Source organism: Novosphingobium sp. BF6 (assembly GCF_058273105.1).
In genome coordinates this window covers 2,866,074-2,881,515 of record NZ_CM177775.1, presented here as the reverse complement: position 1 = coordinate 2,881,515, position 15,442 = coordinate 2,866,074, and the positions used below count along the sequence as shown (strand labels likewise).

Annotated in this window: 18 protein-coding genes; 10 read left to right on the top strand and 8 right to left on the bottom strand. The window is 65.8% G+C overall.

The features are described 5' to 3' along the window. The first annotated feature begins 18 nt into the window (after nt 1-18). The 4 genes from AC4D6D_RS14050 (at nt 19) to AC4D6D_RS14035 (ending at nt 4,205) form a co-directional block, all read left to right on the top strand. The gene (locus tag AC4D6D_RS14050; RefSeq protein WP_491325774.1) at nt 19-1,368 is read left to right on the top strand and encodes an NCS2 family permease; all 1,350 of its coding nucleotides are present in this window, start codon (nt 19-21) and stop codon (nt 1,366-1,368) included. A gap of 13 nt (nt 1,369-1,381) precedes the next feature. After that, entirely contained in the window at nt 1,382-2,668 is a 1,287-nt protein-coding gene (guaD, locus tag AC4D6D_RS14045; protein ID WP_491325773.1) for a guanine deaminase, read from the top strand. Continuing rightward, the gene (locus AC4D6D_RS14040) at nt 2,665-3,681 is read left to right on the top strand and encodes an adenosine deaminase (protein ID WP_491325772.1); all 1,017 of its coding nucleotides are present in this window, start codon (nt 2,665-2,667) and stop codon (nt 3,679-3,681) included. Before guaD ends, AC4D6D_RS14040 begins: the two co-directional genes overlap by 4 nt. A 65-nt stretch (nt 3,682-3,746) precedes the next feature. Beyond that, nucleotides 3,747-4,205, top strand: coding sequence for a DUF4269 domain-containing protein (locus AC4D6D_RS14035; protein WP_491325771.1), 459 nt, complete (start codon nt 3,747-3,749; stop codon nt 4,203-4,205). A 177-nt stretch (nt 4,206-4,382) separates the two neighbouring features. On the opposite strand, the gene AC4D6D_RS14030 is transcribed toward AC4D6D_RS14035, so the two are convergent. The 3 genes from AC4D6D_RS14030 to AC4D6D_RS14020 form a co-directional block, all read right to left on the bottom strand. Further along, on the bottom strand, nt 4,383-4,916 hold the full coding sequence (locus AC4D6D_RS14030; protein ID WP_491325770.1) for a phosphoribosyltransferase: 534 nt from the start codon (nt 4,914-4,916) through the stop codon (nt 4,383-4,385). Nucleotides 4,917-5,031: 115 nt separating this feature from the next. Further along, on the bottom strand, nt 5,032-5,952 hold the full coding sequence (locus AC4D6D_RS14025; RefSeq protein ID WP_491325769.1) for a LysR family transcriptional regulator: 921 nt from the start codon (nt 5,950-5,952) through the stop codon (nt 5,032-5,034). Between the two features lie 333 nt (nt 5,953-6,285). Further along, nucleotides 6,286-7,167: a LysR family transcriptional regulator gene (locus AC4D6D_RS14020; protein ID WP_491325768.1), complete on the bottom strand. Its 882-nt coding sequence runs from the start codon at nt 7,165-7,167 to the stop codon at nt 6,286-6,288. 121 nt (nt 7,168-7,288) lie between these two features. Here AC4D6D_RS14020 and AC4D6D_RS14015 point away from each other — a divergent pair, with 121 nt between their 5' ends. Then, nucleotides 7,289-8,449, top strand: a complete 1,161-nt coding sequence (locus AC4D6D_RS14015) for an isovaleryl-CoA dehydrogenase (protein ID WP_491325767.1) — start codon at nt 7,289-7,291, stop codon at nt 8,447-8,449. Between the two features lie 198 nt (nt 8,450-8,647). Here the strand turns inward: AC4D6D_RS14015 and AC4D6D_RS14010 are convergent, their stop codons facing one another. From AC4D6D_RS14010 to ccmA, 4 genes are all read right to left on the bottom strand, one after another. Then, on the bottom strand, nt 8,648-9,094 hold the full coding sequence (locus AC4D6D_RS14010; RefSeq protein WP_491325766.1) for a hypothetical protein: 447 nt from the start codon (nt 9,092-9,094) through the stop codon (nt 8,648-8,650). A gap of 419 nt (nt 9,095-9,513) precedes the next feature. Continuing rightward, nucleotides 9,514-10,137, bottom strand: a complete 624-nt coding sequence (locus tag AC4D6D_RS14005) for a carboxymuconolactone decarboxylase family protein (protein WP_147218812.1) — start codon at nt 10,135-10,137, stop codon at nt 9,514-9,516. A gap of 105 nt (nt 10,138-10,242) precedes the next feature. Further along, nucleotides 10,243-10,902, bottom strand: coding sequence for a heme exporter protein CcmB (locus AC4D6D_RS14000; RefSeq protein ID WP_491325765.1), 660 nt, complete (start codon nt 10,900-10,902; stop codon nt 10,243-10,245). Then, a complete protein-coding gene (gene ccmA, locus AC4D6D_RS13995; protein WP_491325764.1) occupies nt 10,899-11,480 on the bottom strand; it encodes a heme ABC exporter ATP-binding protein CcmA in 582 nt (193 codons plus the stop codon). The genes AC4D6D_RS14000 and ccmA overlap by 4 nt, the downstream gene beginning before the upstream one ends. A 65-nt stretch (nt 11,481-11,545) precedes the next feature. On the opposite strand from ccmA, the gene AC4D6D_RS13990 reads away from it, so the two are divergent. Beyond that, on the top strand, nt 11,546-11,839 hold the full coding sequence (locus tag AC4D6D_RS13990; protein WP_147218818.1) for a 4a-hydroxytetrahydrobiopterin dehydratase: 294 nt from the start codon (nt 11,546-11,548) through the stop codon (nt 11,837-11,839). A gap of 12 nt (nt 11,840-11,851) precedes the next feature. Here AC4D6D_RS13990 and AC4D6D_RS13985 read toward each other — a convergent pair whose 3' ends face one another. Beyond that, nucleotides 11,852-12,469, bottom strand: a complete 618-nt coding sequence (locus AC4D6D_RS13985) for a DNA-3-methyladenine glycosylase family protein (RefSeq protein ID WP_491325763.1) — start codon at nt 12,467-12,469, stop codon at nt 11,852-11,854. 106 nt (nt 12,470-12,575) lie between these two features. Here AC4D6D_RS13985 and AC4D6D_RS13980 point away from each other — a divergent pair, with 106 nt between their 5' ends. The 4 genes from AC4D6D_RS13980 to AC4D6D_RS13965 all read left to right on the top strand — a co-directional run bounded on the left by AC4D6D_RS13980 (nt 12,576) and on the right by AC4D6D_RS13965 (nt 15,256). Then, entirely contained in the window at nt 12,576-12,893 is a 318-nt protein-coding gene (locus AC4D6D_RS13980; RefSeq protein ID WP_147218822.1) for a 2Fe-2S iron-sulfur cluster-binding protein, read from the top strand. 150 nt (nt 12,894-13,043) lie between these two features. After that, nucleotides 13,044-14,054, top strand: a complete 1,011-nt coding sequence (locus AC4D6D_RS13975; RefSeq protein ID WP_147218824.1) for a cysteine synthase A — start codon at nt 13,044-13,046, stop codon at nt 14,052-14,054. A gap of 16 nt (nt 14,055-14,070) precedes the next feature. After that, complete coding sequence (locus AC4D6D_RS13970) at nt 14,071-14,424, top strand: hypothetical protein (RefSeq protein ID WP_491325762.1); 354 nt, start codon at nt 14,071-14,073, stop codon at nt 14,422-14,424. After that, nucleotides 14,393-15,256, top strand: coding sequence for a motility-associated ABC transporter substrate-binding family protein (locus AC4D6D_RS13965; protein WP_491325761.1), 864 nt, complete (start codon nt 14,393-14,395; stop codon nt 15,254-15,256). Before AC4D6D_RS13970 ends, AC4D6D_RS13965 begins: the two co-directional genes overlap by 32 nt. Nucleotides 15,257-15,442 lie beyond the last annotated feature (186 nt).

Here is a 15,442-nt window from a genome sequence, read left to right as displayed (position 1 = left end):
GGGGGCCTCCAGGACGCAATGCCGAGCCAGACCGAGATCCCGCCGACAGGCCTGCTGGAACGCCGTTTCGCGCTGAGCGCGCGCGGCACCGATGTCCGTACCGAAGTCCTCGCGGGCGCGACGACGTTCCTGACGATGGCCTATATCGTGCTGGTAAACCCGGCGATCCTCGGCGCGGCGGGCATGCCGGTGGCCTCGGTGGCGGCGGCGACCTGCTTCGCGGCGGCCTTTGCCTCGATCCTCATGGGCCTCGTCGCCAATACGCCGCTGGCGCTGGCGCCGGGCATGGGACTGAACGCCTATTTCAGCTTCACCGTCGTCCAGCAGATGGGCGTGCCCTGGCCGGTGGCGCTGGGCTGCGTGTTCCTTTCGGGGCTGGCCTTCCTGGCGCTGACCGTTACCGGCGTGCGCCAGCTGATCGTCTCCTCGATCCCGCAATATCTCTTCGCGGCGGTGGCGGGCGGGATCGGCCTGTTCATCGGTTTCGTGGGTCTCAAGAGCGCGGGCATCGTCGTGGCCGACCCTGCCACTTTCGTCGCGCTGGGCAACTTGAAGGCCCCCGGCGCCGCGCTGGCGCTGTTCGGGCTGGTGCTGATCGGCGCGCTTTCCGTGTGGAACGTGCGCGGGGCGATGCTGATCGGCATCCTCGCCACGACTGCGCTGGGCTGGCTCTGCGGTCTCGTCTCGGTCCATCCCGAGCCCTATTCGCTGGAGGCCCTGACCGGCACCGCCTTCAAGCTGGACCTTGCAGGCGTGTTCGGGCTGTCCGGCAGCCACGGTCTCGGCCTGTTCGAGATTCTCTTCGTGTTCCTGTTCGTCGACCTGTTCGACAATATCGGTACGCTCGTCGCCGTCACCAAGCGGGCCGGGCTGATCGACCGTGACGGGAAAATTCCGCGCCTCAACCGCATTCTCGTGACCGACGCTGCCGCCACCATCGTCGGCTCGATGGCGGGCACCAGCACGGTGACGAGCTATGTCGAAAGCGCGGCGGGCGTGCAGGCGGGCGGGCGCACCGGCCTGACCGCGGTAGTGACCGGCCTGCTGTTCCTCGCGACCCTGTTCGTCGCGCCCTATGCCCAGATCATTCCGCTGGCGGCGACGGCCCCGGCGCTGATCGTCGTCGGCGGCCTCATGCTGCTGCCGCTGACCGAAGTGCAGTGGGAAGACCCGCTGGCGGCGATCCCCGCCTTCCTGACGGTGGCGATGATCCCCTTCACTTTCTCGATCGCCAACGGCCTCGCTTTCGGCATCACCGCCCATGCCCTGCTCAAGCTGGTGCGCGGCACGATCGAGCGGAAGGACTGGTTTCTGCTGGTCCTCGCGCTGATCTTCGTCGCGCGCTTCGTCTGGTTGTCGGGCGGTTGAGGGACAGGCCCGCATGATCCACGCCTTCCGCGCCGAATTGCTCTCCGTTTCCCGCGATCCCACGGACGATCCCGGCGCCGTTCGCCACGAACCGGACGGGCTGCTTGTGGTCGAGGACGGCGTGGTCATCGCGCGCGGGGCCTATGCCGAACTCTCCGGACGATTTCCGCAGGTGCCGGTGGAAGTGCTGCCCGGCCTCGTCGTGCCCGGCTTCGTCGATGCCCATGTCCACTACCCCCAGACCGACCGCATCGCCGCTCACGGCGAACAATTGCTCGACTGGCTGGAGCGGCACATCTTCCCCGCCGAAAAAGCCTTCGCCGACAAGGCCCACGCCGATACCGTCGCCGCCTTCTTCCTCGACGAACTGCTGCGGAACGGCACCACCAGCGCGCTCGTCTTCCCGACCGTCCACGAACAATCGGTGGACGCCCTGTTCGAAGCGGCGCTCTCGCGGGACATGCGCGTGATCTCCGGCAAAGTGCTGATGGACCTGGGCCCGGAAGGGCTGAACGACACCCCGGCCTCGGGCCGCGCCGCAAGCGAGGCGCTGATCCGCCGCTGGCGCGGTCGCGGCAGGCTCGGCTATGCGGTGACGCCGCGTTTCGCGCTCGCCTCGTCGGATGCGCAACTGGCGGATGCCGGGGCGCTGCTGGCCGAGCATCCGGACGTGCTGATGCACACCCACCTCGCCGAAAACCGCCGCGAATGCGCCGCCGTGGCAGAGCGTTTCCCCGAGGCGGCGGACTATCTCGACGTCTACGACCGCTTCGGCCTCGTCACCCCCCGCTCGGTCTTCGCGCACGGCATCCATCTGTCCGACCGCACCTGCCAGCGCCTGCACCAAACCGGCGCCGGGATCGCGGTCTGCCCGAGTTCCAACTTCTTCCTCGGCTCCGGCTGCTTCGATTTCGCGCAGGCCCAGCGCCACGCCTTGCGCCTCGGTCTCGGCACCGATGTCGGGGCCGGGACGACGTTCTCGCTGCTGCACACCCAAGGCCTCGCCTACCAGGCCGCGCAGCTGAAGGAACTTGCCCTCGATCCCTTCCGCGCGCTCTGGCTGGCGACCGCAGGCAGTGCCGACCTCCTCCACATGGGTGACCGGGTAGGCCGCCTCGAACCGGGGCAGGAGGCCGATTTCGTGGTACTCGATACCGCCGCCACGCCGCTGCTTGCGCGCCGCACCCGCGACACCGACCTTGCGCAGCGCCTCTTCGCGTTGCAGGTGCTGGGCGACGACCGCGCCGTGATGCGCACTTATCTGCTGGGCAAATGCGCCTGGAACAGGAACACGACATGACCGACCTCGACACCTTCATTGCCGGCCTGCCCAAAGCCGAGCTTCACCTCCACATCGAAGGCAGCCTCGAACCCGAACTGATGTTCGCGCTGGCGGAGCGCAATGGCGTCTCGATCCCTTTCGCCACGGTGGAAGAGGTGCGCGCGGCCTATGATTTCTCGAACCTCCAGGACTTCCTCGACATCTACTACGCCGGCGCCAACGTGCTGCTGACCCGGCAGGACTTCCACGACCTCGCCATGGCCTACTTCGCGCGCGCCGCGGCGGACGGGGTGGTTCACGCAGAACTCATGTTCGATCCCCAGACCCACACCGACCGCGGCGTGCCGTTCTCCGAAGTGATCGAGGGCCTGCTCTCCGCCATGGACGCCGCCCGCACCACACATGGCATGTCGAGCAGTCTGATCCTCTCCTTCCTGCGCCACCTCTCCGAAGAAGCCGCCTTCGCCACCCTTACCGAAGCCGAACCCTGGCTCGACCGGATCGAGGCCGTCGGGCTGGACTCCTCCGAGGTCGGCCACCCGCCCGAAAAGTTCGCCCGCGTCTTCGCCGCCGCGCGCGAAAAGGGCCTGCGCATCACTGCCCACGCCGGCGAGGAAGGCCCGCCCGAATATGTCCACCAGGCGCTCGACCTGCTCGGCGTCCACCGCATCGACCACGGCAACCGCGCCCTCGAAGACCCGGCCCTGATCGAGCGGTTGGTGCGCGAGGAAATGACCCTCACGGTCTGCCCGCTCTCCAACCACAAGCTCTGCGTGGTGGACGACCTCGCCGACCACCCGATCGACGCTATGCTCGCCCATGGGTTGAAAGCCACCGTCAACTCCGACGATCCGGCCTACTTCGGCGGCTACGTGGCCGACAACTACCGCGCCATCGCAGCCGCGCGCGGGCTGGACCGCGATGCCCTCGCCACCCTCGCACGCAACAGCTTCACCGGCTCGTTCCTGCCCGCCGAAGCGGTAGCGGAGCACCTCGGCCGTCTCGACGCCTACCTTGAGGCCCACCGCTGACCGACTGGCAGGCGGTACTGGCGGCGAGCGGCATCCTGACGCGGCTCGCCCGCTTCGACCCGCATGTGGCGGGAACTTTCCCGCTCGGCCTCGCCGTTTCGGGCAGCGATATCGACGTGCTCTGCCATGCCCCCGATGCCGAGGTGTTCGCCGAGGCCTTGTGGGAGACCTGCCGCGACTTCGAGCATTTCGCGATGTGGCAGTGGCAGAAAGCGGATCGCCCGGTGATCGCGGCGTTTTCGGTGGCGGGCGTGCCGTTCGAGGTCTTCGGACAGGCTCTGCCGGTGGAGGAGCAACACGGCTGGCGACACTTCGCCGTCGAAGCGCGCCTGCTGCGGCTGGGCGGTGCGGGCCTGCGCGAGGCGGTAATGGCGGCACGGCGGGCAGGGGCGAAGACGGAGCCTGCTTTCGCAGAGGTGCTTAGGCTGGAGGGTGATCCTTACGAGGCGATGCTGGCGCTCGCGGGTCGAGATGATGACGAGTTGAAGGGGATTTTGAAGAACAGAGGAAGTCCTGGGGGATGATCCCCCAGACCCTCGGAATGTCCACGTCGCGCGCCACCTATCCGTCGCGCGCTCCCTGCGGCGCAGCCAGTAAGTCTCCCGACGCAGCCATGGGCGCAGGGCGGCGTTGGTCCGCGTGACCTGGACAGTAATGGGGGTGCAGGGGGGCTATGCTCCCCTGCTTATTCCCTTAAACCTTCAGGCCAACCGCTCCGGCACCGAAAGCGCCTCTTCGACGATGCTCTCGCGCGTGCCGACCGACTCCCACGGGAACACGAACCAGCGCTTGTCGTCGGCCCGGTCGATCACGTCCGCCCAGATGTCGACTTCGACTTTCGAGCTCTTGTTGTTGATGACCACTGCGAAGCGCAGGTTGTCGTGGTTGCCGCCGCCTTGGGTCAGTTGGCTGCGGATATATTCGATGGTGCCGCCGGTGTCGTTGATGTCGTCCACGAACAGCATGCGCGTGCCTTCCGCGCTCATTGCGGCGACTTTCGCCAGCAGTTCGTCGGCGAAGCCGGGGATCTTGGCGGAGTGGTCGATCGACAGCATCGGCAGTGAGAGCTGGTGCGAGATATAGACCGCCGGAACCAATCCGCCGCGGCCCAGGCCGATGATGAAATCGGGTTGCCAGTCGTTCTTCTGCACCTGCCGCGAGAGCTGGCGGACTTTGGCGAGGAAATCTTCGTAGTATTCGAGAAAATGGAGCTGCGGCTCGGAAGCTTCACTCATAGCGGGCACGTCCTGAACGGGAATGTGGGGAGGAAGCGCCTCCGCTTATCGGTTTTGCCCGAAATCCGCAATTGCGCGAAGCGCCGGAGCGGATGCGTTTCGGCGCGGGGCGGGGTTAAGTCGCTGAAATGGAATGGCCGAGCTGGGGGAAGCCGGTCTCGAATTCGCCCAGCACCATGGCGGCGGCGTAGGAGGGTGTTCGGGCCGTGGCGGTGCAGAGTGCCAGCGTCATGGGGCGTAGCAGCGAATCGGAGATGCGGGTGAAGGCCAGCAGGCCGCGTTGCACTTCGGTCCGCACGTCGAGCGAGGTCAGCACGCCGATGCCTGCGCCTTGCAGGACTAGGGCGGTGATCGTCTCGATATTGTCCGAGCTTGCCCGGCGGTCGAGGGCGATGCCGGTGGCCGCTTCGAGCACGGCGATCTGCTGGTGGACGGCGAGGGGGGGCGTCGGCACGATCATCGGCTCGTCGGCGCAGGTCGAGAAGCGCGCGGCGGGCAGCTTCGCCAGCCGGTGATCGGGCGGGGTGACGAAGCCCAGCACCACTTCGGTAAAGGCGCGGACCGTCAGTTCGCGGTAGGACTGCGGCTCGAACAGGATGCCGAAATCGACCTTGCCGTCGATCACGGCGCGGCGCACGGCGTCGTTGCCCATCACCCGCACCCCCATGGTGATTCCCGGATAGCGCTGCTGGATCGCGTGGATCGTGGCCGGGACGTGCCCACGCGCCAGGGAGTCGATCACCGCGATATCGACATGGCCGCGCTTGAGGCCGCGCAAATCCTCCACCCTTGCCCGCAGCCCGGCGAGATCCTGCTGCCATTGCACGCCGGAGGCCATCATCATCTCCCCTGCGGCGGTGAGGCGCAGCCCGGTCGGCAGGCGCTCGAACAGGGGCAGGCCGAGTTCGGCCTCGGCATTGAGGATCTGCCGGTCGATCGCGGAAGCTGAGACGTTGAGTTCATCTGCCGCCCGGCGGATCGAGCCGAGCCGGCCCACCGCAAGGAAATATCGCAGGAAGCGTGAGAAGACCGGCATGGGGTGGTGTTTCTGACCTGCTCTAATTTTTGCAACGCTTCGTCGAATTCATTGCGTTTGCGCGTATCGTGTCAGGACTTTACGCATTGGGCAACGCCGAAACGTGCGGGCGGCATCGACGGTGACTCTCTCTCCCAACGAGGAAGCTGACGACAGGCCCGCATAGCGGCTGGGGGCGCATTTCTGCGACGGGTGTAAAAAGGGACCTCGTTTGCAGTGGCGCCCCCGCTTGCAGGCTTTGCGCATGCAAGGGTGCATTTGGGGCAAGGTTCAGGGCAGGTTTCATACAAAAAAGATTGCGGCATCGCCACGACAGAGGGCGCTCCGCTGAATTCAATCTTGAGGTTCAGGGCCTAGGGAGGGAAGGCTGGCGGTGACGATCTCCAGCGTCGCCGTCAGTCGTTCCTCTAATCCTGCGGGGAAGTCCGCAGCCCGCACCAGACCCAGCCTGCGTTTCAATCCATAACCGGCGATTTCGGCCACTGCCGTTCCCGCAGGCGCCAGAGAACGCGGCGCTACCGTTACGCCCAGTCCCGCGGCGACCATCCGCATGCAGCGGTCTTCGTTTTCGCTGCGCAGCGCAAAGCGTGGGCGCACCCCGGCGTCGGTGAAGAACCGGCTGGTCCTTTGCAGCACTTCGCAGGACCGCCGCGCGATCATGATGTCTCCGGCGAGGTCCTGCGGCGAGACTTCCCGCATTCCGGCAAAGCGGTGCGTGGCGGGCATGACGAGGACGTAAGGTTCCTGCAGCAGGGGATCGGCGCTTTCATCGCTCTCTCCCAGCAAAGTCAGCGCAAGCTGAATCTTGCCGCTGGCGAGCTGGCCGCGCAGGTCCCGGTCGTCGCCTTCGACCAGCTCGATCCCGAAATCGCGCGAAAGTTCGCGGGCCACGCATTCCAGCATCGGCCCCGAAATCGTGGGGATCACCCCCAGCCGGAGACCCGGCCACTGCTCCTGCACCGGGCGCCCGAACTGGTCGGCGCGGCGGAAGCCGGCTTCGAGATCGCGGGCGATCGGCAGGAAGGCTCCTCCCGGCTCGGTCAGGCGCACATGGCGCCGGTCTCGCACGAAGAGCGGCGCGCCGACCAGCTTTTCCAGTTCCGCTATGCTCATCGAGACCGTCGGCTGGGTCACATGGAGCCGCGCCGCCGCCTGCTTGAAGCTGCCGGAATCGGCGACCGCCAGGAAATGCCGGATATGCGCGCGCTTTATCATTGGGAAAATCTATTCAAAGACCATGTAAGTTTCAATTTGTTTGCGTCACACCCTTCCGATAGTTTCGCTCGCGGATAACAGGCACCGCTGCGGTGGGCCGGAAAAAGATTGGGAAGATGAGATGAAAGCCACCCCCGACTTCGATTTCGCGCTGGGCGAAAGCGCCGAGATGATCCGCGAGAGCGTCGCCCGCTTTGCCGACGAACAGATCGCCCCGCTTGCCGCCAAGGTCGACGCCGAGGACTGGTTCCCGCGCGAACTCTGGCCCGCCATGGGCGAACTCGGCCTGCATGGCCTGACCGTCGAGGAAGAGTGGGGCGGCACCGGCCTCGGCTATCTGGAGCATGTGATCGCGGTGGAAGAAGTCAGCCGTGCCTCGGCCTCGGTAGGCCTTTCCTACGGCGCGCACTCCAACCTCTGCGTCAACCAGATCCGCCGCTGGGGCAATGACGCACAAAAGGCGAAGTATCTGCCGAAGCTGATCTCCGGCGAGCACGTCGGCAGTCTCGCCATGTCCGAAGTCGGCGCAGGATCCGACGTTGTCAGCATGAAGCTGCGCGCGGATGCCGTGGAAGGGGGCTTCCGGCTCAACGGCACCAAGTTCTGGATTACCAACGGCACTTACGCCGAAGTGCTCGTGGTCTATGCCAAGACCGATGCCGAAGCCGGATCGAAAGGCATCACCGCCTTCCTGATCGAGAAGGACATGCCCGGCTTCTCGATCGGCCAGAAGATCGACAAGATGGGCATGCGCGGCTCTCCTACCTGTGAGCTGGTGTTCGACGATTGCTTCGTGCCGGAAGAGAACGTGATGGGCCCGCTAGGCGGCGGCGTGAAAGTGCTGATGAGCGGCCTCGACTACGAACGCGTGGTGCTCGCTGGGCTTCAGATCGGCATCATGCAGGCCTGCCTCGACACCGTGATCCCCTATGTCCGCGAGCGCCGTCAGTTTGGCACGGCCATCGGCACGTTCCAGCTCATGCAGGCGAAAGTGGCGGACATGTACGTCGCGCTGCAATCGGCGCGGGCCTACGTCTACGCGGTCGCGCGCGCCTGCGACGCCGGGCGGACCACGCGCTTCGACGCAGCAGGCGCGATCCTGCTGGCCAGCGAGAACGCCTTCCGCGTCTCGGGCGAGGCGGTGCAGGCGCTCGGCGGCGCGGGCTATACCAAGGACTGGCCGGTCGAGCGCTATCTGCGCGATGCGAAGCTGCTCGATATCGGGGCGGGGACCAATGAAATCCGGCGGATGTTGATCGGGCGGGAGTTGATTGGGGTTTAAGGAAAAGGAAGATTCCCGGGGGATGATCCCCCGGACCCTCGGAATGTCGACCTTGCGCGCTACCTAGCCGTTGCGCGCTCCCTGCGGCGCAGCCATTAAGTCTCCCGACGCCGCCATGGGCGCAAGACGGATAGGCTGGGCGTGACCTAGACGGTATTGGGGTGCAGGGGTGTTAACCCCTGCTTCTTCCCTTACCCTTCAATGCCGAAGATTCTTCGCCGCCACCGGCTCTCCGGGAAAGATCCCCGCGATCGCCATCGCCGCGCCGAGCTTGGAGAGCGTCTCCAGCATATCGCCGACGCTGTCTTCGGAGATGACCATCTCCAGCGTGTCGCGAGTCTGTTGCGGGCCGCGGTCGCGCAGGGAGGTGATGAGTTCGAGAATCACCGCCTCGTGCTCGGAAACGTGGCTGCAGGCCAGCGGGCAGAAGGCGAAAGTCTCCAGCGCGTCGCGGTTGAACAGCAGCATGGCGCGGTGGAAGGGCTGGAGTCCGCCGATCATCCGCCACTTGGCGAAAGCGGGGGCCAAGGCCTGTGCCGGGCATTGGCGCCGGGCCAGGGTCGTGACCCAGGCCCGCATGGACCAGACCAGGAAACGGCATCCCTCGTCGAGCGAATTAAGCGGGCGATCGACATATTGATACATGCCTGTTCTCCATGGGCTTGCACTTGAGAATGATTATCATTAGCTATGTCTACGCAGCTTGTCTTGCCCGTCAAGCCTGCACCAAGGACCAAGGGCCGGCGCTTGTCATGGGGCGCCGTCCTGCCCTTCCTGTCGACTGGGCCGGGGCGATCTCACGCTATGTGCGAGAGAGCGCCCCGGCCCACTTTTTCCCAGAAAATCCAGAGGTTTTCCCGGCGATATACCGGTGTTGTGCCGGGTTTACCCACAGCCCTCCTGGGTCGATGAGCCGGTGAACCGTGCAGAAAAACGGGCGATATTTTTCCCGCGAAAAGACCGCCGGCCATGGAATGGCGGCCATCCGAATCGGATGCGGATCAGGCCGATTCGAATCGACGAATCGAAAGCTTTTCCATCTGACGACTCGCGCGGAGCCGGGATCAGCGGTAGTCGAACCCGCCTTTGGGCTGAATTTTCAGGGAATTCTGCTGCATCGCCGTCATCAGATAGGCTCCGACCAGCATCGGCACTTCGAGCATCTGTTTCTCGTTCCAGCTTTCGGCGAGCGTAGCCCAGGTCGAATCGCTCATGCAGTGGTCGGCCACGAGTTCCTCGACGGCGCGCAGCATCGCCGATTCGTGCTCGCTCCAGCCGGGCGCGGTGGAACCGGCGATCACCCGTTCGATCTCCTCGCCGGTAATGCCGAAGGCCTTGCCGATATCGACATGTTCGCACCACTCGAACGGCGCACGGGCCAGCAGGGCGAGGCGCAGAATCATCAGCTCGCGGTCGCGGCCGGGAATCGCGCCTTTGGCGGCGAGTTCGATGCCGAGCACCATCTGCCCCTTGAACATGCCGGGATGGCGCAGGGTGATGAGGCTGACGTCCGGGAAGGGGCGGCTTTCGGGAATCTGAAAGGCGGCGCGAATCGCATCGACCTGTTCCTGGCCTTCGGGACTCACTTCATCGAGTCGCAGCGGCGCATAGCGCGGGCCGCCCGCGATCGTCTGGGCCTCTCGCGCGGCGGCGTCGAACTGCACCGGGCCTGTGATTACCTCGCGCATCGTCATTACCCCTCGTCCCGATAGTCGTTCGGCTTTGCGATTTGGGGCACTATGGGCGGCTCGGCGAGGTGGGGCCAACCGCCTCGGCGATAAACCGCTTCCCGCTCAGCCTCTCGCTGCGCGCACGGCCGCGCCGCCCGCGAAAGGCGCAATGGCAAGCAGGACGAGGCTGGCGGCGGCGGTCAGGGCGAGGCCGCTCTCGCCGCCGGTGCCGAGGCTGCCGGCGCCGAAGATCAGCACCGGAACCGCCATCGGGATGACGAGCAGCCCGCCCAGCGCCGCGCCGCCGCGCAGCCCCGCCGTCAGCGCCGCCACCGTCACGCCGAGCGCGGCGAGGCCGGGGGTACCCGCCAGGAGGCCGATCTCGACGGTGAGCAGGCTGTCGCCGTCCAGCCCGAGCAGGGCGGCGGCGGGCAAGGCCGCCAGCATCAGCGGCGGCCCGAAGCTCAGCCAGTGGGCAAGCACCCGCACCGCGATCACCAGCTCCTCGGAAATGCCGCGCAAGGCCCACTGGTCGAACAGGCCGAGGTCGATATCGGGTTCGACGAGCCGGTCGAGCGGCAGGATCGCGGCGAGCAGCGCGGCCACCCAGATCACCCCGCCGCCTGTCTTTGCGAGCAGCGGCGCGTCGGGGCCGACCGCGAAGGGGTAGAGCATCGCGACGCAGAGGAAGAACAGGATCGGCAGCAGCGCACCGCCGCCCCGCCCGCCAAGCAGCAGTCGCGCAAGGTCGCGCTTGAGCAGGGGGCGGAATCGTCCGGTCATGCCGCGTAGTCCGCGAGTGGGAGTGTCTGCATGTCGGGCAGCGTGAAAGGCTGGTGCGAGGCGATCAGGGCGATGCCGCCGCTTGCGCAGTGCTCGGCGGCGAGCGTTTCGGTCAGGGTGACGGCATGGGCGTCGAGGCCGTTGAGCGGTTCGTCGAGCAGCCAGATTTCCGCCCTCTGACCGAGCAGACGGGCGAGGGCCGCGCGTTTCTTCTGACCGGTCGAGAGATAGCGCACCGGAACGTCGAGCAGGCTTTCGAGGCCGAGCCGGGCGAGATGGCGTTCGTCGTCTCCCCCGTCGATCTGCCGCCAGAACGCCAGCGCGCTGCCCAGCGTCAGCGCCGGATCGAGCGCCGGGCGTTCGTCGACGAGGCCGATCGCGCCTTCGCTCGCCACGGTTCCGGCGAAGGGGGGGGCCAGTCCGGCGACGATCCGCAGCAGGCTTGATTTGCCGATCCCGTTGCTGCCGGTGATCTGCAGCGCCTGTCCCGCCGCCAACCGCAGCGAGACGCCGCGAAACAGCAGCCTGTCGCCGCGCCGACAGGCGAGATCGTCGATGGCGATGGAGGCCCCTTGCATGAGGTGACGCGATAGTGGAAAGCCGCGCAGGTGCCAAGTTGGCTGCCGCTTCACGGAGTTACGCCATGTCGATAGCCCGCCTTACCGATGCCGAGCGCGAGGAAGCGCTTGCCGTGCTGCCCGGCTGGGACCTCCGCGAGGACGGCCTCGCCCTGGTGCGCAAGCTGAAATTTGCGGATTTCAACGCGGCTTTCGGGTTCATGACCCGCGTGGCGATCCAGGCCGACAAGGTCGATCACCATCCCGAGTGGTTCAACGTCTACAACCGGGTGGAGATCACGCTGACCACCCACGACGCGGGCGGCCTCAGCCGCCGCGACGTGGACATGGCCCGGTTCATCGACGCCGTCGCGCCCTGACTTCCCGCGCTGTCAGAGCGCGGGGTTGTTGTAGCAATGCCAGGTGAAGATCGCCGCCGCGCCGCGGTGCGGGCGCCAGCGTTCTGCCAGAACCCGTGCTTCCTTCTCATCGGGCCGTGCTTCCAGTCCGAGAATCCTGTGCAGCCCGGCCTGAACCGCGAGATCTCCGGCGGGCCAGATGTCCGTCCGGCCTTCCGCGAACAGCAGGTAGACCTCTGCCGACCACCGGCCGATTCCCTTGATCCGCACGAGCTGGGCGATCGCCTCCTCGTCGTCTTCGGGGAGGTTTTCCAGGTCCAGTGTTCCGGCGGACACCAGTTCGCAGAGGCTGCGGGCATAGCCCTGTTTCTGGCGCGACAGCCCGCAGGCGCGCAGGGCGTCGAAATCCGCCGCCAGCAGGGCTTCGGGTGCGATCCCCGGACCGAGCAGGTTTTCCAGCCGCGCCCACACGGCGGAGGCCGCCGCCACCGAGACCTGCTGGCCGACGATCGTGCGCAGCAGCGTGGCATAGCCGGTCGGCCGGATGCGGGGTTCGGGATAGCCTGCGGCATCCAGTGCCCGGGCGATCGCCGGTTCCTTCGCGGCAATGGCGTCGAGGCCCAGTTTCAGTGCGTCAGCGCTCAAGCCCATACGTCGATTACCTTGCAAAAGGAGGTGCCAGCCATTAGCAGCCGCCGTCAAAAGCCATGACAAGCATGTTGTCCTGCATGCACCATCACCAAGGGGATCGACGAGAATGCCGCAGATCATCGTCATCAATCAATCGGGCGAAGAATCCACTGTAGAGGCCGTCGAAGGCCGCACCCTGATGGAAACGATCCGCGACGGCGGTTTCGACGAGCTTCTGGCCCTTTGCGGCGGTTGCTGCTCCTGCGCCACCTGCCACGTACACATCGACCCGGCCTTCGTCGACAAGCTTCCGGCCATGAGCGAGGACGAGAACGATCTGCTCGACAGTTCCGACCATCGCAACGAATTCTCGCGCCTGTCGTGCCAGGTGCCGGTGACGGCCGCGCTCGAAGGCTGCAAGGTCACGATCGCCGCTGAAGATTGATTTTTCGATGACCTGACGGCTCCCACGAACGGCCATTGGGTCGTTTTGCGGGGGCCGGTGCAGCGAGCCATTCGTGCCAGGCGAATGGCTCGTTCAAAAAACTCTGCAAATCATTTGCGCCTTTCCGCCGGACTTCCTACCTGTGCGGCCATGACTGCACCCATTCCCCAGCGCGCCACTCTCGACCTCATCGGAAACACTCCGCTCGTCCTGCTCAAGGGACCGAGCGAGGCCGCGGGCTGCGAGATCTGGGGCAAGTGCGAATTCGCCAATCCCGGCGCCTCGGTAAAGGACCGTGCCGCCCTGTGGATCGTGCGCGATGCCGAGGCGAAAGGCCTGCTCCAGCCCGGTGGCACCATCGTCGAGGGCACGGCCGGCAATACCGGCATCGGCATTGCGCTCGTCGCCAATGCGCTGGGCTACAAGACCATCATCGTCATGCCCGAGACCCAGTCGCGCGAGAAGATGGACACCCTGCGCGCGCTCGGCGCCGAACTGGTGCTGGTTCCCGCCGCGCCGTTCTCGAATCCGGGCCACTTCGTCCATACGTCGCGCCGCCTCGCCGAAGAGACGCCGGGCGCGATCTGGGCCAACCAGTTCGACAATATCGCCAATCGCAAGGCCCATATCGAAAGCACCGCGCCGGAAATCTGGCAGCAGATGGAAGGCCGCATCGACGGCTTCACTTGCGCGGCGGGCACCGGCGGCACGATCGCGGGCATCGGCCTCGGTCTCAAGGCCTTCGACGAGAACGTGACCATCGCGCTCACCGATCCGCACGGCGCCGCGCTCTACAACTATTATGCGCACGGCGAACTCAAGGCCGAGGGCAATTCGGTCGCCGAGGGCATCGGGCAGGGCCGCATCACCGCCAATCTCGAAGGCGCGCCGATCGATACCCAGTTCCGCATCTCGGACGAGGAAGGCCTCGAGTGGGTGCGCCGTCTGCTGTCGGAAGAAGGGCTTTGCCTCGGCCTGTCCTCGGGCATCAATGTCGCAGGTGCGGTCGCGCTGGGCCGCAAGCTCGTGGCCGAAGGCAAGAGCGACGCGCGCGTGGCGACGATCCTGTGCGACACCGGTTTCCGCTACCTCTCGTCGCTGTACAATCCGGAATGGTTGAAGTCGAAGAACCTGCCCGTCTTCCCCTGGCTGCAATCCTGAGGTAAACGGTCTGTCGATGGCAGGACACATTCCGCCTAAAATGGTCGAGCAGATCACCGCTCCGCAGCACTTCGTGCCGCCGACGGGTCGTGAGCTGCGGTCTCAGGCCGTGCACAGGTTGCAGGTAGGGCTGTTCGGCCTCTGCGCCATGCTCCTGATCGTCGGCCTTGCGAACATCATCAACGATCGTACGCGGTTGATCGATACTGCCGATCCTATCCAGCAGGTCGTCGCGGTGGACGCAAAGCCGAAGAAAGCCGCCAGCGATCCGCTCGCGGATATCGGCGTGGTGCCCGCATCCGATCCCAGCCCGATTCCGGCGCCGACGATGGCCACTGATGCCGAAGCGAGCGGCGCTGCCGTTCAGTAAGCCGCGCGCCGCTCTGCTGCTGGCGAGCGTTCTGGCGCTCGCCGGTTGCGGTGATTCGCAGCCTTCTCCGTTGCCCGGCCGCGAAATCGGCCTCTACACCAGCCTGCCGATCGTCTGGGGCGAGAGCGGCGACATCCGCGAACTGCTCGAAAAGGAACGGCCCCGTCACTGGGCGCTGGCCGTCCTGTCTTCCGCCGGTACGCTGCATCCGCTCGACACCGTGACGGATCGGCTTCCCCGTGATGCTTTACTGGTACTTGCCCAGCCGCGTCCGCTTTCGCTGCAGGAGAACGTCGCGCTGGACCGCTGGGTGCGGGAAGGGGGCAGGGTCCTGCTCTTTGCCGACCCCTTGCTGACCGCGCCGACCCGCTATGCCCTGGGCGATCCGCGCAGGCCGCAGGACACCGTGCTGCTCTCGCCGATCCTCGCCCGCTGGGGTTTGCGGCTGGAGTTCGACGAGGCCCAGCCCGCCGGTGAACACCTGGTCGAGACCGCGTTCGGCCCGCTTCCGGTGAACCTTGCCGGACGCTTTCGCCTTCTGGGGAATTCCGGGGAGAGCGCATCGTCACCGGGATTTTCGGGGAAGCACGGGACGGATGGGGATCGCGGCGCCGATCCGGGAAAATCCGGGATCATGGGGACGAGCGGGGATGGACCTGGCCGCTGTCGGCTGGAGGCGGAGGGGATTCTTGCCCGTTGCGCCGTTGAAAAAGGGCAGATTTTCGCGATTTCCGATGCTGCCGTGCTCGATGAATCGGACGATCCCGCTTCGCTTGATCAGCGGCGAAAAGTCTTCTCGGCACTGATAGGCTGGGCCGAAAACGGGGATTGAGCGGGGAAGTACAGAGATGGGCTTCGAATACGGGAAAACCCGTTAAAAATCAGAAGTTTTTGTAGTTGAGTGGCGATTAACCCACTCGCCTGCGGGACGACCCGTGTCGAAAATCCGAAGAAATCCGCCGATTTATTCCCGCCGATCCCCACATTTCCCTTTAATCCCCAAAATTCCCGTTATAAA